Raw genomic sequence first — 21,788 nt, 5'->3', positions numbered from 1 at the left:
GGGCGAGGAAAGTTACCGCCGGTACGACATAGGGTTCCGGCCGTGGGCGACGAAACGACGAGGGGCGACGGCGAGCGCGTGGACCACCGCGAGTACCGCATGGAGGAACTGGCCGAGGCGGCCGGCATCACGGTCCGCACCGTGCGCTTCTACCGCGAGCGCGGCCTCATCAAGCCGCCCCGCCGCGAGGGCCGTATCGCCTGGTACGACGAGACCCACCTGGCCCGCCTGCGCACCGTCGCCGCCCTCCTGGAGCGCGGCCACACCCTCAACGGCATCGCCGAACTCTCCGACGCCTTCGACCGCGGCCGCGACGTCGGTGAGCTCCTCGGCCTGGGCGAGCCCACCGAGGAGACCCCGGTCCGCCTCTCCGCCGCCGAACTCGCCGACCACTTCGCCGGCCAGGACACCCCGGAGAACCTCCAGGCCGCCCTCGACCTCGGCTACCTCGGCACCGACGGCGAGGAGATCGTCCACATCTCCCGCCGCCTGCTCGACGTCTCCTCGGCCCTGGTCCGCGAGGGCATCCCCCTGGCCGAGGTGCTGGCCGCGGCCGTCACCGTCCGCGAGCACGCGAACGCCCTGGCCGACCTCTTCGCCGACCTCGTCCTCGCCCACGGCACGGAGAAGGACGTCGAACGCCTGCGCCCGCTGGCCAAGTCGGTCGTCGAGGCGGAGCTGTCGCTGGCCATGGACCGCAAGACCGGCGAGGGCAGACCCGCGGACAGGCCCGCGGACACGCACTAGGTCCCGCGCGGCGGCAGCGGGGGCCGGCGGCGGTCGGGGATGTCGGAGTAGTCGGGCGGGTCGAGGGCGCCCTGTTCCTCCAGGAGGTCCAGGGCCAGGTGGACGGCGTCGTCGAGCTGGGCGTGGCGGCCCTCGGCCCAGTCCAGGGGGGTGCGCAGGGCCTCGATGTCGGGGTCGACGCCGCGGTTCTCGACGGACCAGCCGTACTCGGGGAACCAGGCCGCGTTCATCGGCACGGTGATCACCGTGCCGTCGCCCAGCTTGTAGCGGCCGGTCATGCCGACGACGCCGCCCCAGGTGCGCTGGCCGACGACGGGGCCGAGGCCGAGCAGCTTGAAGGCGGCGGTGATCATGTCGCCGTCGGAGGACGTGGCCTCGTCGGCGAGGGCGACGACCGGGCCGCGCGGGGCGTTCGAGGCGTAGGAGACGGCCTGGGCGTTGCGGGTGAGGTCCCAACCGATGATCTTGCGGGTCAGCTTCTCGACGACGAGCTCGCTGATGTGGCCGCCCGCGTTGCCCCGTACGTCGACGATGAGGGCGGGGCGGGAGACCTCCATGCGCAGGTCGCGGTTGAACTGGGCCCAGCCGGAGCCGCCCATGTCGGGGATGTGCAGGTAGCCGCACTTGCCGCCGCTCAGCTCCCGTACGACCTCGCGGCGCTTGGCGACCCAGTCCTGGTAGCGCAGTGGGCGTTCGTCGACGAGCGGGACGACGGCGACGCGGCGGGCGCGGCCGGCGCCTTCGCCGGGGGCCTCGGCGGGGGTGAAGGTGAGCTCGACGGTGGTGCCGCCGGAGCCGGCGAGCAGCGGGAAGGGGCCCGCGACCGGGTCGACGGGGCGGCCGTCGACGTGGGTGAGGACGGCGCCCTCGCGGATGCCGGTGCCGGCCAGCGGGGAGCGGGCCTTGGAGTCGGAGGAGTCGCCGGGCAGGATCCGGGTGAGGGTCCAGCGGCCGTCGCGGCACGCGAAGTTGGCGCCGAGCAGGCCCTGGGCGCGCTGGTAGTGGGGCGGGCCCTCGTTGCGCCGGGCCGCGGTGACGTAGGCGTGGGAGGTGCCGAGTTCGCCGAGGACCTCGCGCAGCAGATCGGCGAACTCGTCGGGGGACGCGACGCGTTCGAGCAGCGGCCGGTACTGGTCGAGGACGCCGGGCCAGTCGATGCCGCACATGTCGGGGGCCCAGAAGTAGGCGCGGATGATGCGGCCCGCCTCGTCGAAGGCGCCGCGCCACTCGGCGGGCGGGTCGGCCTCGTGCAGGATGCGGCGCAGGTCGATCCAGATGGTGGTGTCGTTGTCGCCGGCCTCGGTGGCGGGCACGGCGCTCAGCTCGCCCTCGTCGCCGACGACGAGCCGGGTGCCGTCGCCGCTGACCGCGAACCAGTCCATGTGGTCCACGAGTTGGGTCTTCTTGCCCTTGGCCAGGTTGAAGTGTTCGAGGGTGGGCTGCGAGGAGGTGTCGGCCGGGTTGGCGAAGGTCTCGCCGAGCGCGCCGGAGATCGGCCAGCGCAGCCAGACGAGGCCACCGCCCGCGACCGGGTGCAGCGCCGAGTACTTCGACGCGGCGACGGGGAACGGCACGACCCGGTTGGCGAGCCCCTCGATCTCCACGGTGGGAGAGCCGTCGCCGGTGTCCTCGACCGGGTCCAGGCCGCCTGCGGCGGTGCGGCCGTCGGGGGAGAGCGCGAAGGGGGACTCGGTCGCCGAGGACAGCGGTACGAGGTAGGGGCGGCAGCCGAGCGGGAAGGACAGGTCGCCGGTGTGCACGTCGTAGACCGGGTCGAAGCCGCGCCAGGACAGGAAGGCCAGGTAGCGGCCGTCGCGGGTGAAGACGGGGTTCTCGTCCTCGAAGCGGCCGTTGGTGACGTCGACGATCGTGCGGTCCTTGATCCGGGCCATCTTGATCAGCCGCAGGGAGCGGCCGATGCCCGGGTGCGACCAGGTCAGCCAGGCGCCGTCGGGGGAGAACGCGAGGTCGCGGACCGGGCCGTTCGTCGACCGGATCAGTTCGGTGACCTCGCCCCCGGACTCCTCGGACGCGTCGAGCAGCAGCACCCGTCCGTCGTTCGAGGCGATCGCGAGCAGTTCCCCGTCCGGGTCGGAGACCAGCTCCTGTACGCGGCCCAGGGCGCCGGAGGCGAGGCGGCGCGGGGCGCGGTCGCCGCTGGCGCGGGGCAGATAGGCGATCTCCACGGCGTCGTCGCCCTCGGCGTCGGTGACGTAGGCGACCTGGCCGCCGGAGCCGAGCATCTCGGGGAGCCGGACGCGGACGCCCGGGGTGTCGGCGATGGTGCGGGCGGGGCCGTCGCGGTGGGTCAGCCAGTACAGGGAGCCGCGCACGACGACGGCGCTGGCCCGGCCGGTCTCGTCGACGGACAGCGCGTCGACGTGGTGGGCGGCCGGGACCTGGTAGCTGCGGCGGCCGGGGCGCGGGCCGCCGAGCCGCACGGTGAGGCGGCGCGGCCGTGAGTCGGGGGTGAGGGCGTCGAGGATCCACAGTTCGCCCGCGCACTGGTAGACGACGCGGGTGCCGTCGGTGGAGGCGTGCCGGGCGTAGAACGCGTCGTGGTCGGTGTGGCGGGTGAGGTCCGAGCCGTCAGGGAGGCACGAGTAGACGTTGCCGACGCCCTCGTGGTCGGAGAGGAACGCGATGCGGTCGCCGACGAACATGGGGGCGTCCAGGTGCCCGTCGAGGTCGGCGAGGATGCGCTGCCCGTGCACCCACAGGCGGCCCTGGGCGCCGCCCCGGTAGCGCTTCCAGGCGGCCGGTTCGTGGGGCGGGGTGCCGGTGAGCAGGAGGGTGCGGCGCGCGTCCCCCTCGGCGGTCGGGAAGTCGGCCACCTGGATGTCGGAGACCGGGCCCCAGGGGAGCTTGCCGCCGGGGGAGCCGTCGGTGGGGACGCTGTAGGCGAACGTGAAGTAGGAGAACGGTTCGCCGTGCGAGGCGACGGCCAGGATGTCGCCGTCGGGGGTCCAGCCGCGGACCTCCGTGTCGGGGCTGCCCCAGTACGTGAGCCGGCGGGCGGCTCCGCCGTCGACCGGGGCGAGGTGGATCTCGGGGTCGAGGCTGCGCCAGGTCGTGTACGCGATGTGACGGCCGTCGGGGCTGAAGCGGGGGTGGCCGAGTTTGGTGCGGTCCGCTGTCAGTCTCCAGGCGCGGGTCGCTCCGCTCAGGGGGGCCAGCCACAGGTCGTCCTCGGCCACGAAGCACAGGTGCTCGCCGCTGAGGTGGGGGAAGCGGAGGTAGCCCGGGGCTGTCGGGGTCGTCTCGTCGTCCGTCACGTGTTCATGCTTTTCCGTTGTGGGGGGTCCGGCAACCGGGGAGGGGTGTTCCGTTTCGTGGCCGGGTGCGGGTGGGTGGGGGCTGGTCGCGCAGTTCCCCGCGCCCCTGAAATGCGGACCCTTCGGGTCGCATTTCCCCGATCAGGTGTGGCCGGGAACACGTACGAAACGGTTTCGTTTCGTTAAGGGGGCGGGTAGATTCGGGGTCGAAGGACCGGAGTGGAGAGGTGACCGGCATGGGTGCGGAGCAAGCGCGGCGGAGTCGGATCACGCCTGAGCGTGAGGCCGAGCTGTACGGTGCCGTGCTCGATCTGCTCCGCGAGGTCGGTTACGACGCCCTGACGATGGACGCCGTGGCGGCCCGCACCCGGTCCAGCAAGGCCACGCTCTACCGCCAGTGGGGCGGCAAGGCCGAGCTGGTCGTGAAGGCCCTGCGCCAGCAGAAGCCGCACTTCGACGAGATCGACACCGGCACCCTGCGCGGTGACCTGCATGCGACGGCCCGCCGCGAGGACGACTGTCACATGGAGCAGAACAGCGCGCTGATGCGCGGCCTGATGGTCGCCGTGCACGCCGATCCGGATCTCCTCCAGGCGTTCCGCGAGTGGATCGTCGAGCCGGAGATGTCCGCCCTCGACCGGATGCTGCGGCGGGCGGTGGAGCGGGGCGAGGTCAGCCCCGACAACCCGGCGCTCGGCTACGTGATCCACATGCTGGTCGGCGCCTTCGCCACCCGGACGCTCATCGACGAGCTGCCACCCACCCAGGCCTATCTGGCCTCCTACATCGACGCCGTGGTCCTCCCCGCCCTCGGCGCCTGACACCCACTCCCCGTAATCCCGTAGAACCCCGCACCTGACGCGCACCGCTCACGTCGTCGGGCCGATGCCCCCTGCCCAGACTCAGTCCCACGACCTGACCGGGAGTACGCCCCCGTGGCCACGTTCCTCTACAAACTCGGCAAGTTCGCCTTCCGGCGACGCCACTTCGTCGCCCTGATCTGGGTGGCCCTGCTCACGCTCGCCGGCGTGGGCGCCGCCACCGCACCGACCGCCGCCTCCAGTTCCTTCTCGATCCCGGGGACCGAGGCGCAGAAGGCCTTCGACCTGCTCGACCAGCGCTTCCCCGGCTCCGCCGCCGACGGGGCCACCGCCCGCGTCGTCTTCAAGGCGCCGGCCGGCGAGAAGCTCACCGACGCCGGCAACAAGGCCGACATCCAGGACACCGTCGCGCAGATCAAGGCGAGCTCGGACCAGGTGGCCTCGGTCGCCGACCCGTTCGCGGCCAAGACGGTGAGCCGGGACGGCACGATCGCCTACGCCTCGGCCTCGTACAAGGTCTCCGGCATGGAGCTGACCGACGAGGACCGCGACGCGCTGCAGGAGGTCATCGACGAGGCGCAGAAGACGGGGCTCACCGTCGAGGTCGGCGGTGACGCGCTGCAGGCCGTCCCGGAGACGGGCGCCACGGAGATCATCGGCATCGCGATCGCCGCGGTCGTCCTCGTGATCACGTTCGGCTCGCTCATCGCCGCCGGACTTCCGCTGCTCACCGCGCTCATCGGCGTCGGCATCGGCGTCTCCACGATCACGGCCCTGGCCGACGTCCTGGACCTGGGCTCCACCACCTCCACGCTCGCGATGATGATCGGCCTCGCGGTCGGCATCGACTACGCCCTGTTCATCGTCTCCCGCTACCGCGCCGAACTGGCCGAGGGCCGCGAGCGCGAGGAGGCGGCCGGGCGGGCCGTCGGCACCGCGGGCTCCGCGGTCGTCTTCGCCGGGCTCACCGTCGTCATCGCGCTGGTCGGCCTCGCCGTCGTCAACATCCCGATGCTCACCAAGATGGGTGTGGCCGCCGCCGGCACCGTCGCCCTCGCCGTGCTCATCGCGCTCACCCTCATCCCGGCGCTGCTCGGCTACGTCGGCAAGCGGGTGCACGGCCGCAAGGCCCGTAAGAACCTCGCCGCCGACGGCCCGGCCGAGGAGAAGACGAACATGGGGACCCGCTGGGCCCGCTTCGTGCTGCGCCGTCCGGTCGCCGTGCTGATCGTCGGCGTCCTCGGGCTCGGTGCCCTGGCCGCCCCGGTCGCCTCGCTGCAGCTGGGCCTGCCCGACGACGGCGTCCAGCCCACCGACACCACCCAGCGCAAGGCCTACGACCTGCTGTCCGAGGGATTCGGGCCGGGCTTCAACGGGCCGCTGCTCACCGTCGTCGACGCGCGGGGCGCGGACGACCCGAAGGCCGCCGTCGACCGTGTCGTCTCCTCGATCAAGGGGACGGAGGGCGTCGCCGCGGTCACCCCGGCCACGTTCAACAAGGCCGGTGACACCGCCATCGTCACCGTCGTCTCGAAGTACCAGCCGTCGTCGACGGAGACCGAGGACGTCGTCCACGCGATCCGCGCGGAGGGCAAGGAGATCACGAAGGACACCGGCGCCGAGCTGAGCGTCACCGGCTCGACCGCGATGAACATCGACGTGTCGCAGAAGCTCAACGACGCCCTGGTTCCCTACCTGGCGCTGGTCGTCGGCCTGGCCTTCCTGCTCCTGATGGTCGTCTTCCGCTCGGTCCTGGTCCCGCTCAAGGCGGCGCTCGGCTTCCTGCTCTCGGTGCTCGCCGCGCTCGGCGCCGTCGTGGCCGTCTTCCAGTGGGGCTGGCTCGGCTCGCTGTTCGGCGTCGAGCAGACGACCCCGATCATGTCGATGATGCCGATCTTCATGGTGGGCGTGGTCTTCGGTCTCGCGATGGACTACGAGGTCTTCCTCGTGACCCGCATGCGGGAGGCGTACGTCCACGGGGAGCGCCCGGCGCAGGCCGTCGTGACCGGGTTCAAGCACGGGGCCCGGGTGGTCACGGCCGCGGCGATCATCATGATCGCGGTGTTCGCGGGCTTCATCGGCTCCTCGGAGCAGATGATCAAGATGATCGGCTTCGGGCTCGCGATCGCCGTCTTCTTCGACGCGTTCATCGTCCGCATGACGATCGTGCCGGCGGTGCTCGCGCTGCTCGGCAAGCGCGCCTGGTGGCTGCCGAAGTGGCTGGACCGGCTGCTGCCGAACGTCGACGTGGAGGGCGAGGCCCTGCGGAAGGCCGACGAAGGCGACGCCGGCAAGGACGGCGACGCGGACCGGGAGCTGGTCAGCGCCTGACGGTCCGGGATGTGGCCGCTCAGTGAGCGGCGGGCACCGGGGCGACGGCCGTGTACGTACGACGCAGGAAGCGGATCAGCGCCTTCACGTCGAACTGCACGACCGTCGCCCCGTGGTGTGCGTGGAACTCCATGACCGCCTGGACCCGGCCGCAGGGCCAGATCCGGACGTCGCCGCCGGTGGCCGGGGCGCGCAGCCCGCGTTCGAGCAGTTCGCGCGCGAAGGTCCACTCGCCGGCGTCCGGCAGGGTGACGTGGACCAGGCCGCCGGTCCAGCGGAGCACGACGGCGACCGAGCGGGCGGCGTCGGGGGAGTCGGTGACGAGGCGGGCGCGGACGTACTGCTCGACGTACTGCTCCATGAACTGCTCCGTGAACTGCGGGGCGGCATCCATGCCATCCAATGTCCCATATGTCCGAGATAAGTGACGAGGTGCGGGCCGCGATCAGCTGAGGGAGAGGCGCTCTTGCGAGCTGTTCGCAACAAGGCCCTATCATCGAACGGCCGACCAGCCGGTTGGCCAGCCGCCCGAGCGCCGGAGTTCCCACCCATGCATGTCCCCGACGGATTCATCAACGCGCCCGTCTCCGCGGCCGCCGGTGTCGTCGCCGCGGGTGCCGTCGCCGTGAGCCTGCGCGGAGCGCGCCGCGAGCTGGACGAGCGCACCGCACCGCTGGCCGGCCTGGTCGCGGCGTTCATCTTCGCCGTGCAGATGCTGAACTTCCCCGTCGCCGCGGGCACCAGCGGCCACCTCCTCGGCGGAGCGCTGGCCGCGATCCTCGTGGGCCCCTACACAGGGGTCCTGTGCGTGTCCGTGGTGCTCCTGATGCAGGGCGTGCTCTTCGCCGACGGCGGCCTGACCGCGCTCGGCGTGAACATCACCGACATGGCGATCACCACCACCGTCGTCGCCTACCTCGTCTTCCGCGGCCTGGTGAAGCTCCTGCCGCGCGGCCGCCGCTCGATCACCGTCGCGTCCTTCGTGGCCGCGCTCCTCTCGGTCCCGGCCGCCGCCGTCGTCTTCACCCTCCTCTACGCCGTCGGAGGGACCACCGACGTCTCCCTCGCCAAGGTCACCACCGCGATGGTCGGCGTCCACGTCCTCATCGGCATCGGCGAGGCCGTCATCACCGCGCTCACCGTCGGCGCCGTCGTCGCCGTCCGCCCCGACCTCGTGTACGGGGCGCGCGGACTGACCGCGCCGCTCAAGCTGCGCGTCGGCGGCGAACTCGTCGACGCCCCCGCCGCCGCGCCCGCCCCGGCCGCGTCCGGCGGCTCGCACCGCAAGCTGTGGATCACCGGCCTCGTCACCTCCCTCGTCCTCGCCGGCTTCGTCTCCTTCTACGCCTCCGCGAACCCGGACGGCCTGGAGAAGGTCGCCCACGACAAGGGTCTCGACCGGAAGACCGAGGAGCACGCCTCGGCCGACTCCCCGCTCGCCGACTACGGCGTCCGCGACGTCACGAACGCCCGGCTCTCCGGCGGCCTCGCCGGCGTCATCGGCGTCGGCGTGACCGTCGTCGCCGGATCCGCCGTCTTCTGGGCGCTGCGCAGGCGACGTACGAGCGACGCGGCCTCCACCGAGGTCCGCGCCGGGGACCCGGCGGCCTGACATGGGTGCAGGACACGCCCACCGCCTCTACCGCGCCGGAGACTCACCGGTGCACGCGCTGCCCCCGCACACCAAGCTCGCCGCCGTCTTCTGCTTCGTGATCGTCGTGGTCTCCACACCGCGCGAGGCCATGTGGGCCTTCGGCCTGTACGCGGTGCTGCTCGGCTGCGTCGCGTACGCGGCCCGCGTCCCGGCCGGCTACCTGCTCAAGCGGCTCCTCATCGAGATCCCGTTCGTCGCGTTCGCGGTGCTCATGCCGTTCGTCGCCGAGGGCGAACGCGTGCAGGTCCTCGGCCTGTCGCTCAGCGAGTCCGGCCTGTGGGGGGCGTGGAACGTGCTGGCCAAGGGCACCCTCGGCGTCGCCGCGTCCGTGCTGCTCGCCTCCACGACCGAACTGCGCGAACTGCTTCTCGGACTCCAGCGCCTCAAGCTGCCGCCGCTGCTCGTCCAGATCGCCTCGTTCATGATCCGCTACGGGGACGTGATCACGGACGAGATGCGGCGCATGCGGATCGCCCGCGAGTCCCGAGGCTTCGAGGCCTCCGGCGTGCGCCACTGGGGCGTCCTCGCCAAGTCCGCCGGTGCCCTCTTCATCCGCTCCTACGAGCGCGGCGAACGCGTCCACCTCGCCATGGTCAGCCGCGGCTACGCGGGCACGATGCCGGTGATCGACGACGTGACCGCCTCCCGCGCCCAGTGGACCTCCGCGCTGACGCTGCCCCTCGCCGCCCTCGTCGTATGCCTGTTGGGATGGACCCTGTGACCGCATCGCTCGAGGTCTCCGGCCTCGCCTTCGCCTACCCCGACGGCCACCAGGCCCTCTTCGGCGTCGACCTCACCATCGGGCGCGGCGAGCGCGTCGCCCTGCTCGGCCCGAACGGCGCCGGCAAGACGACCCTCGTCCTGCACCTCAACGGCATCCTGACCGGCGGCGCGGGCACGGTGACCGTCGCCGGCCTGCCCGTGTCGAAGAAGAACATGGCGGAGATCCGCCGCAAGGTCGGCATCGTCTTCCAGGACCCGGACGACCAGCTGTTCATGCCGACGGTCCGCGAGGACGTCGCCTTCGGCCCGGCCGCGGCCGGCCTGAAGGGCGCCGAGCTGGAGAGCCGGGTCCACAAGGCGCTCTCGCTCGTCGGCATGGAGGAGTACGCGGACCGCCCGCCGCACCACCTCTCCTTCGGCCAGCGCCGCCGCGTCGCCGTCGCCACCGTCCTCGCGATGGAGCCGGAGATCCTCGTCCTCGACGAACCGTCCTCCAACCTCGACCCGGCCTCCCGCCGCGAACTCGCCGACATCCTGCGCTCCCTGGACGTCACGGTCCTGATGGTCACCCACGACCTGCCGTACGCCCTGGAACTCTGCCCGCGCTCCCTGATCCTCAGCGAGGGCGTCATCGCCGCCGATGGCCCGACCACGGACCTCCTCACCGACGACACCCTGATGCGCACCCACCGCCTGGAACTCCCCTTCGGCTTCGACCCCCGGTCGGTCGCGGGCGCCCCCGGCCTCCCGGGCTGAGGCCCGCCGGAATCAATCGCCCCGGCCCCCTGTTGCACAGCCTGTGGACATAGCAGTGAACGGCACGACGGACCCCCGTTTCGAAGGCGTCGAGCGGGCCTTCGCCGAGAACTTCACGGGCCGCGGTGAGCGCGGCGCGGCCTTCGCCCTCTACGAGAACGGGCGCAAGGTCGTCGACCTGTACGCCGGAACCCGGGACGTCGACGGCGAGGCCCCCTGGGAGCCGGGCACCGCGCAGATCATGCGGTCCGCCACCAAGGGCGTCGCCGCCGCCGCGCTGCTATTGCTCCATCAGCGCGGGGAGCTGGACCTCGACGCGCCCGTCGGGGCGTACTGGCCCGAGTTCAAGGCCGCGGGCAAGGAGGACGCCCGGGTGCGGGACGTGCTCGCGCACCGGGCCGGAGTCCCGTCCCTGGACCGCTCGCTCACCCCGGCCGAGGCCGCCGACCCCGACCTCGGCGCCGCCGCCGTCGCCGCGCAGGCCCCCGCCTGGACACCCGGCACCGACCACGGGTACCACGCCCAGACCTACAGCTGGCTCACCGGCGAGCTGGTGCGCCGGGTCACCGGACGGTCCATCGGCGCGTTCGTCGCCGACGAGATAGCCGCGCCCGTGGGCGCCGACCTGTGGATCGGACTGCCCGCCGAGCAGGCGCACCGGGCCGGGCGGGTCGGCCCCGTCGAGGCCCCGGTCGTCCCCGGCGCCCCGCGCTCCCGCCCCAAGCGCGCCCTCGTGGAGGCGTACGCGGACCCCGCCTCGCAGACCCGCCGCGCCTTCGACTCCATCGCGCCGACCCCGGACGAGAACGACCCGGCCTACCGCGCCGCCGAACTCCCCGCCTCCAACGGCATCGGCACCGCCGACGGACTCGCCCGCTTCTACGCCTCGCTCATCGGTGAAGTCGACGGCGGGCGCCGCCTGTTCACCCCGGAGACCGTACGGCTCGCCCGCACGGAGGCCTCGGCCGGACCGGACCGGGTCCTGATCGCCCCGTCCCGCTTCGGTCTCGGCTACATGCTGCACGGCGCCGCATCCCCGCTCCTCGCCCCCGGCTCCTTCGGACACCCCGGCCGCGGCGGTGCCCTCGGCTTCGCCGACCCGGAGTCAGGCCTCGCCTTCGGCTACGTCACGAACGGCCTGCAGAAGGGCGTCACCGCCGACCCCCGCGCTCAGGCGCTGGTCAGGGCGGTGCGCGAGGCGCTGGGCCGCCACAGCGGCGCGTAGGCGAGCAGCAGCAGGACGGCGGCCACCGGCATCAGGTCCTTGCTCGCGAACGGCATCAGCGTCGTGGCGAACACCAGGCACGGCGACCACAGAGGCAGCCCGCGCAGCGCGAACAGGCGCAGCGTGAGCACGATCTGGCCGACGAAGAACAGCATCGGCCCGAACGCGTAGAAGGCCGCCTCCACGCCGGGCAGCGAACCGAAGTTGTCGCTGAGCCGCGCCATCTCGGCGTGGTCGGCGGCCATCAGGCCGGTCACGATGTCGACGCCGAACTGCACGGTGAGCGCTGCCGCGCCGGCGATCCCGGTCCACAGGCCCACGGTCGCCACGCGGTCCCGGCGCCCCGCTCGGGCCCGTAGTTCCGCGAATCCCCTGACGAAGAAGGCGAGTGCGACGACGAAGCACAGATGTCCGGCGGTCCAGGCGAGCCCCGGACCGCGCTCGCCGTCGAGGCCGTCGACGGCGCGGAGTACTCCGTAGGTGGCGAAGAGGGTGGGGCCCAGGATGAATGCGGTTCGGGGTGATGTCATGCCCCTCATGCTGGCCGGGACCTCCTCTCAACTCCCTCCGGAGGAACCCTGGTTGTCCCCTGGGGCGGCCCTGAGGGGCGGGTGGGGGATGGCCCTGTGTGTTCGCCGGGTGCGGGTGGTTCGTGGCTGGTCGCGCAGTTCCCCGCGCCCCTGGAAGGCATGCGGCTTCGCCGCGCCTTCCCCAGATGAAAGGCGCCCCGCACCTTGATCGGGGAAATGCGCCCGAAGGGCATGCATTTCAGGGGCGCGGGGAACTGCGCGAGAAGCCCCACCGGCCCGCACCCGGCCACGGACGCGCGGAGCTACGGCCGCGACCCGGAAAGCGCTGGACGCGGAGCACCCCGCATGGTCGGGTGACCCCATGTCTTCTCTCGTGCGCCACATCACCTTCGACTGCGCCGACCCCTACACCCTGGCCGGGTTCTGGGCCGCCGTCCTCGACGGCAAGGTCTCCGACGAGGACGCCCCCGGAGACCCCGAGGCCCTCGTCACCAGCGCGAACGCGGCGCTCCTCTTCGTCCGCGTCGAGGACGCCAAGACCGTCAAGAACCGGGTGCACCTCGACCTCCAGCCCCAGGACCGCACCCGCGACGAGGAGGTCGAGCGGCTGCTCGGGCTCGGCGCGAAGATCGCGGGCGACCACCGCCGCCCCGACGGCCGGGGCTGGGTGACCCTGCACGACCCCGAGGGCAACGAGCTGTGCGTGGAGCGCAGTGCGGGTGAGATCGCCGGAGGCTGACGTACCGTCACCCGGCGTGCAGCATCAGCCCGATGCCCGCCACCATCACGCCCGCCGCCATGATCCGCGGCATCCCGAACCGCTCCTTGAAGAACACCGCCCCGATCGCCGCGCCCACGATGATGGACGACTCGCGCAGCGCGGAGATCGGGGCGAGCTCCGCCCGTGTCTGCGCCCACAGCACCAGCCCGTACGCGGCCACGGACAGCGCGGCGCCGAACAGCCCGCGCAGCGCGAACGGCCGCAGCGTGGCCACGAATTCACCCCGCCACCGATACGCCGCCCAGAGCGGGATCGCGAGGCCCTCCAGGATCATCAGCCAGGCGATGTAGCCGAGCGAGGACCCCGAGGCGCGCACCCCGAGCCCGTCCACCACCGTGTAGGCGGCGATCGAGGCACCGGTCGCGAGGGCCGCGCCGAGCGCCGTCCAGTCCGGCCGGCGCCCCGTCCCGCGCAGCCCCCACAGGGCGAGGCCCGTCAGACCCGCGCAGGACACCGCGACCCCGGCCGCCTGCCAGCCGCCCGGCACCTCACCGGCGAACACCGCCGCGAGGACCGTCACCAGGAGCGGCGCCGTGCCGCGCGCGATCGGATAGGCCTGGCCGAAGTCGCCGAGCCGGAACGAGGTCATCAGGAGGCACATGTAGCCGACGTGGAGGAGCGCGGAGGCGACCAGGTACGGCCAGGCGCCCGCGGCCGGGACCGGTGCGAACAGCGCGAGCACGAGCCCGATCAGCACCCCGCCGCCGGCGATCAGCGTGAACCCGACGAGCTTGTCGGTGATGTGGTGGGCCAGCGCGTTCCACGACGCGTGGGTGACCGCGGCGAGCAGTACCGCCGCGGTGACGAGCGGCGTCACTCCCGCACGTCCACGAGCGTCGCCCCGGCGTGCTCGACCAGCTCCTTCGGTCCCATCGGGAACACCGCGTACGGGGTGCCGGCCGCGGCCCACACCTCGTCGTGCGCGAGCAGCGAGCGGTCGGCGAGCACCCGGGTGCGGGTGCGGTGCCCGAAGGGCGGGACGCCGCCGATCGCGTAACCGGTCGTCTCGCGCACCACGTCCGCCTTCGCCCGCGTGACCTTCCCGGCGCCCAGCGCCTGCCGCACCCGCTCCAGGTCGACCCGCGAGGAGCCGTCCATCAGCACGAGCACCGGCACGCCGTCGGCGGCGAAGATCAGCGACTTGCAGATCTGGCTGAGCTCGCAGCCGATCGCCGCGGCCGCCTCCTGCGCGGTGCGGGTCGCGTCCGGGAACCGCCGTACGCGCGGCAGGAGTCCGGCGAGACCCATCCCGGTCACGGCCTCGGCGAAGCGCGGGTGCGCGGCGCCCGCCTCGCCTCCCGACGCGGCTCCGGACGTGGAGGCACTGCTCTCTGTTGACGTCATGGACGGCACGCTAACGGTCCGTGTACCGCCCATGCGACCGGGTATCGGGACGTGAGCCAGGGGGCCTTCAGTCGCCGGCCAGCAGCATCTCGCGGACGACCGGACCGGCCGAGTCGCCGCCGTGGCCGCCCTGCTGCACGACCGCGGCCGCCGCGAGGTCCCCGCGCCAGGCCGTGAACCAGCCGTTGGGCTTCTTCTGCCCGTCGACCTCCGCCGAACCCGTCTTGGCGCCCATGTCCGCGCCGAGCCCCGACATCGGCTTGACCGCCGTACCCGCGACCGCCGTGTAGTGCATCAGCTCGCGCAGATCGCCGACCGTCTTCGCGGACATCGTGCGCGACGCCTTCGCCAGCGTGCGGTGGTCGAAGTCAGGGGAGACGAGGTACGGCTGGTGGAAGGTGCCGGACTTCACGGTCGCCGCGACCGAGGCCATGTTCAGCGGGTTCATCCGCACCCCGCCCTGCCCGATCAGCGAGGCGCCCATCTGCGCCTGCGACTGCACCGGCACCGCGCCGTCGAAGCTGGACACCCCGATCGACCAGTTGTTCATCCCCAGCCCGAACACCTGCTGCGCCTGCAGCGTCAGCGAGTTGTCCTCCAGCTCCGGGGCCTGGCTGATGAACGCGGTGTTGCAGGACGCGGCGAAGCTCGCCTTGAACGTCCCGTTCTTGATCTGGAACTTGTCGTCGTTCTGGAACTTCCAGTGCCCGTACGTGAAGTACTTCGGGCACGGGTGCTTCTTGTCGACGCCCGCCAGGTTCTTCTCCAGCAGCATCGACGAAGTGATGATCTTCATCGTGGAGCCGGGCGCGAGCGAGCCCTGGAACGCCGTGTTGAACCCGGGGCTGGAGTTCGCCACCGCGAGGATCTCACCGGTCGACGGCCGCACGACCACGACGGAGGCCTTCTCGCGCGAGGCGACCTGCTTCTCCGCCTCGGCCTGCAACGACGGACTCAGCGTCGTCCTCACCGTGCCCGGCGTGCCCTCGGAGAGGGTGAGCAGCGTCTTGTCGGGCAGCGCGTTCCCGTCCTGCGTCCTGGCCGTCGTCGCCGACTTCTTCTCCGAGTCCTTGCGCACGACGCGGAGTTCGACGCCCGCGGTGCCGCCGGCCTTCTTCCCGTACTTCTCGCGCAGCCCGTCCACGACCGTGCCGAGCGAGGCGTACTTCTTCACGCTGAGCTCGCCGCCGTCCCGGTCCAGCGCCTTGACCGGGGGATCGCCCGCCTCGCCCGTCACCAGCCGGTCCCCGTCCCGCAGATCCGGGTGCACGACCGACGGCGCCCAGTCGACGGACACCTTCCCGGTCTTCTTGTCCCGCACGACGGACAGCTTCGAGTCGTACGCGAACGGCTTGCTCGTCTTCTCGTACGTGACCTTCGACGTGACGTGGAAGGGAACGGTGGCGCCCTTGCGGGTGCCCGGGGTCAGCTTCAGCTCGCTGAAGTGGGCGTCCTTCGCCAGCGCGGACAGGGCGGTCCCCGCGGCGGAGGCGTCGTCCGTGGCCGCGGCGGCGCGGGCCGTGTCGCCCTTCTCCCACGCGGACAGGAAGCGCTCGGCCGCGGCCCGGGTCTCCGCGGAGGTGGGCGGGCCCGTCCTGATCAGGGGCTTGCTGTCGGCGGCGGCCTCGCTGTCGCCGTCCGCGAACACGTACGCGCCGATCCCCGCGCCGGCGGCCACGACGGCCGCGGCCGCGCCGAGCACCAGGGCGTTGGTGTTCCGGCGCGAGGGCTCGCGCCGCTTGCCTCTGGTGCCCACGTGTTCCCTCCGGTGGTTTGGCTGCTGTTCAGATTAGGGGGCTGGAATCGGTGCGGGGAGCCGGGTGCGCCTCTTCGCCGTAGGACTGAACGGTGGTGGTGCGACTTCGGTTTCGTCGTGGTTGCTCGCGCCCACGCGGCGGAGCCGCGGAGCGACACGGCCCCGCGCCCCTTCGGGGGCGCTCGTTCACGAGGCGCTTCTCAGTACGGCCGCCACGATCGGGCCCGCCGCGTCGCCTCCGTGGCCGCCGCTCAGGACCATCGCCGAGGCCGCCACGTCACCGCGGTACCCCGTGAACCAGGAGTTGGACCTGCCCTGGCCGTCGACCTCCGCGGAGCCCGTCTTCGCCCCGATGTTCGGCCCCAGACCCGCCATGACCTGCGTCGCCGTGCCGTAGGGGGCGGTCGCAGTGAGGTTCATCATGCGGCGCAGCTGGGACACGGTCGCGGACGGCAGGCCCTGCGCCGTCGCCACTTGGCGGTCGTCGAGGCCCGGGGCGACGAGGACCGGCTGGTGGAAGGAGCCGGTGATCGCGGTCGACGTCACCGAGGCCAGGTTCAGCGGGTTCATCTGCACCTGGCCCTGGCCGATCATCCCGGCCGCCGCGTCCGGCCCGCCCGCCGCCGGCACCGAGCCGTCGAACGAGACGATGCCCGTCTTCCAGTCCTTGCCGAGCCCGAACCGCTGCGTCGCCTCGTCCGCGAAGTTCTGCGCGCCGAGATCGTCCGAGTACTTGATGAAGGCCGTGTTGCAGGAGCGGGCGAAGCTGTTGGCCAGCGTGGCGCCCTCGTTCGGGGCCATGCCCTTGAGGTTGTGGAAGGTCTGGCTCATCGCGACCGCCGAGTAGGGGCACGGCGCCGGGCCGGTCTCCGTCGTGACGCCGTGGTCGATGAGCGCCGCCGCGGTGAGGATCTTCAGCGTCGAACCGGGCGCCACACGGCCGTTGAACGCCGCGTTGAACTCGCGCTCCGACGCGTTGGCCACCGCCAGCACCTCACCGGTCGACGCCTTCACGGCGACCACCGACGACTTCGCGTACCGCGCGACGGCGCCCTCGGCGGCCGCCTGCGCGTTCGCGCTGAGGGTCGTGTGCAGCTTGCCCGGCCTGCCCTTGGTGAGGGTCAGCAGCGTCTTCGCGGTCTCCGTGCCGTCGGCGGAGGCGTGCTGGACGTACGTCTCGACGCCCGGGGTGCCGCCCGCCTTGTCCCCGTACCGGGAGCGCAGCTGGTCCAGGACCGGGCCGAGCGACGGGTACTTCTTCGCGGTCAGGACGACGCCGTCCCGGTCGACGGCCTCGATGGGCGGGGCCGCGGACTCGCCGGTGAGCAGGGTGTCGCCCTCCCGCAGGTCCGGGTGGAGCACGGACGGGCTCCACTTCACCAGGGCCCGCCCGGTGGTCTCGCCGCGCACGACGGTGAGCGAGGAGTCGTAGGACAGGGTCTTCTTCTTGCCGTCGAACTCCACGGTGGCATTCACCGAGAACGGGACGCGCGCCCCGGACGGCTTCCCGGCCTTCAGCGCGGTGTGCGTGATGTGCGCGTCCTCGTGCCAGCCGCGCAGCGCCTCCCGCGCGTTCTCCGCGAAGTTGGTGAACCCGGCGGCCCCGTCCGCGTCGTTCTTCCCCCACGCCGCGAGGAACTTCCGCGATGTCTCCTCGACCTCGTCGGCCGTCGGCGGCCCCGTGCGGTGGGCCTCCGGCCCCGCCGCGGACGAGCCGCCGTTCCCCGTGACGGCCGTGACGATGTTGTAGGCCCCGTACCCGGCTCCGCCCACCATGACGGTGAACACCCCGCCGACGATCGCGACCTTGGCCCCCTTGCGCATGTGCGTCCCCTCCCCAGGTTGACGCTGGGACTGTAGACACGCGTGAGGCCCCGGCGACGGGGAGTTAGGTGGATGGTGTCCGAAAGTATCCGAAGAGAGATCGAGAAAACGGCCGAAACGGGCCCAGACCCAGGTATCGGGGCCCGGGATCAGACCCAGGTGTCGAGCCACATCCGAGAGCGCCACGAGTCGATCGGGATCGCGGTGCCCGTGTAGATCGGCCAGAAGTAGATGAAGTTCCACACGATCAGCAGGACCAGGACGCCCGCGCCCGCCGCACCGGCCATCCGGCGCCGTTCCGACGAGCCCGGTCTCCCGATGATCGCGCCGAGCATCATCGCCACCGCCAGACACAGGAACGGCGCGAAGACGACCGCGTAGAAGTAGAAGATCGTCCGCTCCTGGTACTGGAACCAGGGCAGATAGCCGGCCGCGACCCCGCACAGGATCGCGCCCGCCCGCCAGTCACGCCGGAAGAACCAGCGCCACAGCACGAACAGGAGCGCGACGGCGGCCGCCCACCACAGCAGCGGGGTGCCGAGCGCCAGGACCTCGCGGGCGCACTTGTCGGCCGCGTCCGCCGGGCAGCCGTCGGTGCCGGGCGACGGCGACTCGTAGAAGTAGGAGACGGGACGGCCGTCGACGATCCAGCTCCACGGGTTCGACTGGTACGTGTGCGCCGAGGTCAGGTGCGTGTTGAACTCCCACACCTCGTGCTCGTAGTGCCACAGGCTGCGCACCCAGTCCGGCAGCCACGTGAAGTGGCCGCCCTTGCCCGCGGTCACCGCCCAGTTGCGCAGGTAGCCGCCCGTGCCGTCGTCCGGCGAGAGGATCCAGCCCAGCCAGGACAGCACGTACGTGCCGATCGCGACCGGCACCGTCGACAGGAACGCCCAGCCCAGGTCCCACTGGTAGGTCGCCATCCAGGGGTGCCGCGCCCCGGCCACCCGGCGCGCGCCCACGTCCCACAGGACCGTCATCAGGGCGAACGCGGCCACGTACACGAAGCCGTTCCACTTCGTCGCCGCCGCCAGGCCCAGGCACAGGCCCGCGAGCAGCCGCCACGGCCGCCACCCGAACCGGAACGTCTCCGCGATGTGCGCGTCGGGCCGCACCAGCCCGTTCTCGTCGACCGGCAGCGCCGCCGCGAGCCGCTCCCGCGCGCGGTCCCGGTCCACGACCAGGCAGCCGAACGCCGCCAGCACGAAGAACACGAGCACCGAGTCGAGCAGCGCGGTCCGGCTCATCACGAACGCCAGCCCGTCCACCGCGAGCAGCAGACCGGCCAGGCAGCCCAGGAACGTCGAGCGGAAGATCCGCCGCCCGATCCGGCACACCATCAGCACGCACAGCGTGCCGAGCAGCGCCGTCATGAACCGCCAGCCGAAGGGGTCGAACCCGAACAGCCACTCGCCGATCCCGATGACGTACTTGCCGACCGGCGGATGCACGACGTACGAGGCGTCGTGCGGGATCGGCACGTCGCCGTTCCTCTGGAGGATCAGGTCGTTGGCGTTCTTCGCCCAGTTGACCTCGAAGCCGCGGTGGATGATCGCCCACGCGTCCTTCGCGTAGTACGTCTCGTCGAATATCACCGCCTTCGGGCTGCCCAGGTGCCAGAAGCGCAGCAGCCCCGCGAGCAGCGTGACCAGCAGCGGCCCGGCCCAGCCGGAGAACCGGCCGAGCCCGCCCGTCGGCCACAGGCGCGAGGTCGGCGCGGGGAACGACGGCACGAGCCGCTCGAGGACACCGCCCCCGCCGTCCCGCCCCGCGTACCCGAACCGGCGCAGGCCGCGCAGCCACGACGACGGCCGCTCCGCCTCGGCGGGGTCCTGCCGGGCAGCGGCGCGCGACGGGGTCTCGGTCGGGTGGGACGACGACGCGGTATGGGTCACCGCGCCATCGTAGGGAACCCGACTGTGCGAATCCCGTCTGTGACCCCTGCGAGACTGGAACAGTGACAGGAACCGCAGATTCGACCGGAACGCTGGTACTCGCAGGGACCCCCATCGGGGCCATTTCGGACGCGCCGCCGCGGCTCGCGCAGGAGCTGGCCGTCGCCGACGTCGTCGCGGCCGAGGACACGCGGCGCATGAAGCGGCTCGCGCAGGCGCTCGGGGTGACCGTCGGCGGGCGCGTCGTGTCCTACTTCGAGGGCAACGAGTCGGCCCGCACCCCCGAGCTGGTGGAGGCGCTGGCCGGCGGGGCGCGGGTGCTGCTCGTGACCGACGCCGGGATGCCGTCCGTGTCGGACCCCGGGTACCGGCTGGTGGCCGCCGCCGTCGAGCGCGACATCCGCGTCACCGCCGTACCGGGCCCCTCGGCCGTGCTCACCGCGCTCGCGCTGTCCGGGCTGCCCGTCGACCGGTTCTGCTTCGAGGGGTTCCTGCCGCGCAAGGCGGGCGAGCGGATGGGCCGGCTCAAGGAGGTCGCCGACGAGCGCCGCACCCTCGTCTACTTCGAGGCCCCGCACCGCCTCGACGACACCCTCGCGGCGATGGCCGAGGCGTTCGGCGCCGACCGCCGGGCCGCCGTGTGCCGCGAGCTGACCAAGACCTACGAGGAGATCAAGCGGGGCCCGCTCAAGGAGCTCGCCGCGTGGGCCGCCGAGGGTGTCCGCGGCGAGATCACCGTCGTCGTGGAGGGCGCCCCGGAGAAGTCCGCGGACGACGTCACCCCCGCTGAGCTGGTGCGCAGGGTCCGGGTGCGGGAGGAGGCGGGGGAGCGGCGCAAGGAGGCCATCGCCGCCGTCGCCGCGGAGGCCGGTCTGCCCAAGCGGGAAGTCTTCGATGCCGTCGTCGCGGCAAAGAATGCGGATCGAACCGCCCCATAAGCGCGTAAAGGACTAACCTGAAAAGCAAAGCGAAGACCGGGTGCGGCGCCCTTTCGGCAGGGAAGAGCCAAATCGGCTCCAACAGTCGGCAGGTGCTTTGCGTCCGGCCCGCCGGAGGCGTCCACTGGTCGAAGGGGACGCACCCGTCCCCACGCTGCCCGAGGGCAGCGCTTGTCCAGCGGACAAGAGGAGCTGGCATGAGCGAGTTCGCAGTCTCCAGGACGACCACCGGTGCCGAGACGCCCCCGATCCCCAACCGCAGCGCGGCGACCTCGATCGCCCACGAGTCGTACTCCTTCGCCTGCATGCGCTGCGGGCACGGATGGGAGCAGTCCTACGAGATCGAGCACCACGTCGACGGGGACGGGGCGGAGTTCGTGATGTACGTGGCGAACGGCGAGCGGGTCCCGTCGCCGCTCACCCGCCCCACCTGCCTGAACTGCGGCGGACACGTCGTACGGATCATGCGGGCCGGCCGGGTCTCCTCCGTCCTCGACATCATGCAGAACCCCAAGAACCCGCAGCACCGCACGCCGCCCGCGGGGCCCGTCGAGGCGCCCGAGCCCGCGGCCGCGGAGGCCCGGAAGCCGCACGAGCACCACTGGCACCTGTCGGACCTGCTCCACCCCTTCAGCCACCACCACAAGAAGGACGCGGCCGAGACGGCCGAGACGGACGAACCCGGTTCGTAGGACCGCGGCGGGGCCGGAATCGGTGCGGCTTCGCGGGACAGGAATCGGTTCGTCGGACCGGAGGGCCGGTTCGTAGGATCGGGGCATGAGCCCCAACGCCAAGGACGCCACCCCGCCCCCGCCGCCCGCGCCGCTGGACGTGCCGGTCGCCGACTCGCACACCCACCTGGACATGCAGGCGGGCACGGTCGAGGAGGCCCTCGCCAAGGCGGCGTCGGTGGGCGTGACGACCGTCGTGCAGGTGGGCTGCGACCTCAAGGGCTCGCAGTGGGCCGCCGACACCGCCGCCGCGCACGCAGCGGTCCACGCGGCCGTCGCCCTGCACCCCAACGAGGCGCCGCGCATCGTGCACGGCGACCCCGACGGCTGGTCCCGGCAGGGCGCGCGCGAGCCGCGGGGGGGGGGCGCGCGCGCCCCCGCGCGCGGCCCGCGGGAGCACGGCGCCCCCCCCCCACCCCACCACACAAGAGGCGGGGGCCCGCGCCCACGCAGACAC

19 protein-coding genes are annotated in these 21,788 nt (G+C 72.4%); 11 read left to right on the top strand and 8 right to left on the bottom strand.

The genetic code is table 11. The annotated features are described in order from the left end of the window. Positions 1-99: 99 nt before the first annotated feature. Complete coding sequence (locus ACFW9D_RS07105) at positions 100-747, top strand: MerR family transcriptional regulator (RefSeq protein WP_188341505.1); 648 nt, start codon at positions 100-102, stop codon at positions 745-747. On the opposite strand, the gene ACFW9D_RS07100 is transcribed toward ACFW9D_RS07105, so the two are convergent. Continuing rightward, positions 744-4,022, bottom strand: coding sequence for a S41 family peptidase (locus ACFW9D_RS07100; RefSeq protein ID WP_384618828.1), 3,279 nt, complete (start codon positions 4,020-4,022; stop codon positions 744-746). The genes ACFW9D_RS07105 and ACFW9D_RS07100 overlap by 4 nt on opposite strands. Before the next feature lie 236 nt (positions 4,023-4,258). Here ACFW9D_RS07100 and ACFW9D_RS07095 point away from each other — a divergent pair, with 236 nt between their 5' ends. Next, positions 4,259-4,843 carry a TetR/AcrR family transcriptional regulator gene (locus tag ACFW9D_RS07095; RefSeq protein ID WP_188338417.1) on the top strand — a complete coding sequence of 195 codons (585 nt, stop codon included), beginning with the start codon at positions 4,259-4,261 and terminating at the stop codon, positions 4,841-4,843. Positions 4,844-4,957: 114 nt separating this feature from the next. Then, a complete protein-coding gene (locus ACFW9D_RS07090) occupies positions 4,958-7,174 on the top strand; it encodes an MMPL family transporter (protein ID WP_384618825.1) in 2,217 nt (738 codons plus the stop codon). A gap of 19 nt (positions 7,175-7,193) precedes the next feature. Here the strand turns inward: ACFW9D_RS07090 and ACFW9D_RS07085 are convergent, their stop codons facing one another. Continuing rightward, the gene (locus ACFW9D_RS07085) at positions 7,194-7,535 is read right to left on the bottom strand and encodes an SsgA family sporulation/cell division regulator (RefSeq protein ID WP_188341506.1); all 342 of its coding nucleotides are present in this window, start codon (positions 7,533-7,535) and stop codon (positions 7,194-7,196) included. Between the two features lie 189 nt (positions 7,536-7,724). Here ACFW9D_RS07085 and ACFW9D_RS07080 point away from each other — a divergent pair, with 189 nt between their 5' ends. Genes ACFW9D_RS07080 through ACFW9D_RS07065 form a run of 4 tightly spaced genes read left to right on the top strand, consistent with a single transcriptional unit; the run spans position 7,725 to position 11,532 of the window. Continuing rightward, the gene (locus ACFW9D_RS07080) at positions 7,725-8,786 is read left to right on the top strand and encodes an energy-coupling factor ABC transporter permease (protein ID WP_384618823.1); all 1,062 of its coding nucleotides are present in this window, start codon (positions 7,725-7,727) and stop codon (positions 8,784-8,786) included. Between the two features lies 1 nt (position 8,787). Beyond that, positions 8,788-9,549, top strand: coding sequence for a cobalt ECF transporter T component CbiQ (cbiQ, locus tag ACFW9D_RS07075; RefSeq protein ID WP_188338420.1), 762 nt, complete (start codon positions 8,788-8,790; stop codon positions 9,547-9,549). Next, positions 9,537-10,307: an energy-coupling factor ABC transporter ATP-binding protein gene (locus tag ACFW9D_RS07070; RefSeq protein WP_384618820.1), complete on the top strand. Its 771-nt coding sequence runs from the start codon at positions 9,537-9,539 to the stop codon at positions 10,305-10,307. The genes cbiQ and ACFW9D_RS07070 overlap by 13 nt, the downstream gene beginning before the upstream one ends. Before the next feature lie 49 nt (positions 10,308-10,356). After that, positions 10,357-11,532 carry a serine hydrolase domain-containing protein gene (locus ACFW9D_RS07065; protein ID WP_384618847.1) on the top strand — a complete coding sequence of 392 codons (1,176 nt, stop codon included), beginning with the start codon at positions 10,357-10,359 and terminating at the stop codon, positions 11,530-11,532. Here ACFW9D_RS07065 and ACFW9D_RS07060 read toward each other — a convergent pair. After that, positions 11,478-12,062 (bottom strand): hypothetical protein, encoded by a 585-nt coding sequence (locus ACFW9D_RS07060; RefSeq protein ID WP_384618818.1) that lies wholly within the window; start codon positions 12,060-12,062, stop codon positions 11,478-11,480. The genes ACFW9D_RS07065 and ACFW9D_RS07060 overlap by 55 nt on opposite strands. Positions 12,063-12,423: 361 nt before the next feature. On the opposite strand from ACFW9D_RS07060, the gene ACFW9D_RS07055 reads away from it, so the two are divergent. After that, positions 12,424-12,801: a VOC family protein gene (locus ACFW9D_RS07055; protein WP_384618815.1), complete on the top strand. Its 378-nt coding sequence runs from the start codon at positions 12,424-12,426 to the stop codon at positions 12,799-12,801. Positions 12,802-12,808: 7 nt separating this feature from the next. On the opposite strand, the gene ACFW9D_RS07050 is transcribed toward ACFW9D_RS07055, so the two are convergent. The 5 genes from ACFW9D_RS07050 to ACFW9D_RS07030 form a co-directional block, all read right to left on the bottom strand. Further along, complete coding sequence (locus ACFW9D_RS07050) at positions 12,809-13,660, bottom strand: DMT family transporter (protein ID WP_188338424.1); 852 nt, start codon at positions 13,658-13,660, stop codon at positions 12,809-12,811. Then, entirely contained in the window at positions 13,657-14,187 is a 531-nt protein-coding gene (locus tag ACFW9D_RS07045) for a YbaK/EbsC family protein (RefSeq protein WP_384618812.1), read from the bottom strand. The genes ACFW9D_RS07050 and ACFW9D_RS07045 overlap by 4 nt, the downstream gene beginning before the upstream one ends. A gap of 67 nt (positions 14,188-14,254) precedes the next feature. After that, complete coding sequence (locus tag ACFW9D_RS07040; RefSeq protein ID WP_384618811.1) at positions 14,255-15,943, bottom strand: penicillin-binding transpeptidase domain-containing protein; 1,689 nt, start codon at positions 15,941-15,943, stop codon at positions 14,255-14,257. Between the two features lie 186 nt (positions 15,944-16,129). Next, positions 16,130-17,767, bottom strand: coding sequence for a penicillin-binding transpeptidase domain-containing protein (locus tag ACFW9D_RS07035; RefSeq protein WP_384618808.1), 1,638 nt, complete (start codon positions 17,765-17,767; stop codon positions 16,130-16,132). Positions 17,768-17,916: 149 nt separating this feature from the next. Next, a complete protein-coding gene (locus ACFW9D_RS07030) occupies positions 17,917-19,662 on the bottom strand; it encodes a dolichyl-phosphate-mannose--protein mannosyltransferase (RefSeq protein WP_384618805.1) in 1,746 nt (581 codons plus the stop codon). A gap of 62 nt (positions 19,663-19,724) precedes the next feature. Here ACFW9D_RS07030 and rsmI point away from each other — a divergent pair, with 62 nt between their 5' ends. The 3 genes from rsmI to ACFW9D_RS07015 all read left to right on the top strand — a co-directional run. Next, entirely contained in the window at positions 19,725-20,600 is an 876-nt protein-coding gene (gene rsmI / locus ACFW9D_RS07025; protein WP_188338428.1) for a 16S rRNA (cytidine(1402)-2'-O)-methyltransferase, read from the top strand. A 197-nt stretch (positions 20,601-20,797) separates the two neighbouring features. Next, positions 20,798-21,292: a hypothetical protein gene (locus ACFW9D_RS07020; protein WP_384618802.1), complete on the top strand. Its 495-nt coding sequence runs from the start codon at positions 20,798-20,800 to the stop codon at positions 21,290-21,292. A gap of 85 nt (positions 21,293-21,377) precedes the next feature. Next, positions 21,378-21,788: TatD family hydrolase (locus tag ACFW9D_RS07015; protein WP_384618800.1), on the top strand; the 411-nt coding region annotated here is incomplete at its 3' end.

Source organism: Streptomyces sp. NPDC059524 (assembly GCF_042749255.1).
GTDB classification, from domain to species: domain Bacteria; phylum Actinomycetota; class Actinomycetes; order Streptomycetales; family Streptomycetaceae; genus Streptomyces; species Streptomyces xanthii.
Note: the sequence above shows the minus strand (reverse complement) of the source record. Positions and strands in the feature narration are given on the sequence as shown.

Excerpts from the sequence above, each read along its gene's own strand:
- ACFW9D_RS07095 (WP_188338417.1), top strand. The coding sequence starts at position 4,259 with ATGGGTGCGGAGCAAGCGCGGCGGAGTCGGATCACGCCTGAGCGTGAG.
- ACFW9D_RS07045 (WP_384618812.1), bottom strand. The coding sequence starts at position 14,187 with ATGACGTCAACAGAGAGCAGTGCCTCCACGTCCGGAGCCGCGTCGGGA.
- ACFW9D_RS07060 (WP_384618818.1), bottom strand. The coding sequence starts at position 12,062 with ATGACATCACCCCGAACCGCATTCATCCTGGGCCCCACCCTCTTCGCC.
- ACFW9D_RS07035 (WP_384618808.1), bottom strand. The coding sequence starts at position 17,767 with ATGCGCAAGGGGGCCAAGGTCGCGATCGTCGGCGGGGTGTTCACCGTC.
- ACFW9D_RS07020 (WP_384618802.1), top strand. The coding sequence starts at position 20,798 with ATGAGCGAGTTCGCAGTCTCCAGGACGACCACCGGTGCCGAGACGCCC.
- ACFW9D_RS07070 (WP_384618820.1), top strand. The coding sequence starts at position 9,537 with ATGGACCCTGTGACCGCATCGCTCGAGGTCTCCGGCCTCGCCTTCGCC.
- ACFW9D_RS07105 (WP_188341505.1), top strand. The coding sequence starts at position 100 with ATGGAGGAACTGGCCGAGGCGGCCGGCATCACGGTCCGCACCGTGCGC.
- cbiQ (WP_188338420.1), top strand. The coding sequence starts at position 8,788 with ATGGGTGCAGGACACGCCCACCGCCTCTACCGCGCCGGAGACTCACCG.
- ACFW9D_RS07085 (WP_188341506.1), bottom strand. The coding sequence starts at position 7,535 with ATGGAGCAGTACGTCGAGCAGTACGTCCGCGCCCGCCTCGTCACCGAC.
- ACFW9D_RS07055 (WP_384618815.1), top strand. The coding sequence starts at position 12,424 with ATGTCTTCTCTCGTGCGCCACATCACCTTCGACTGCGCCGACCCCTAC.
- ACFW9D_RS07080 (WP_384618823.1), top strand. The coding sequence starts at position 7,725 with ATGCATGTCCCCGACGGATTCATCAACGCGCCCGTCTCCGCGGCCGCC.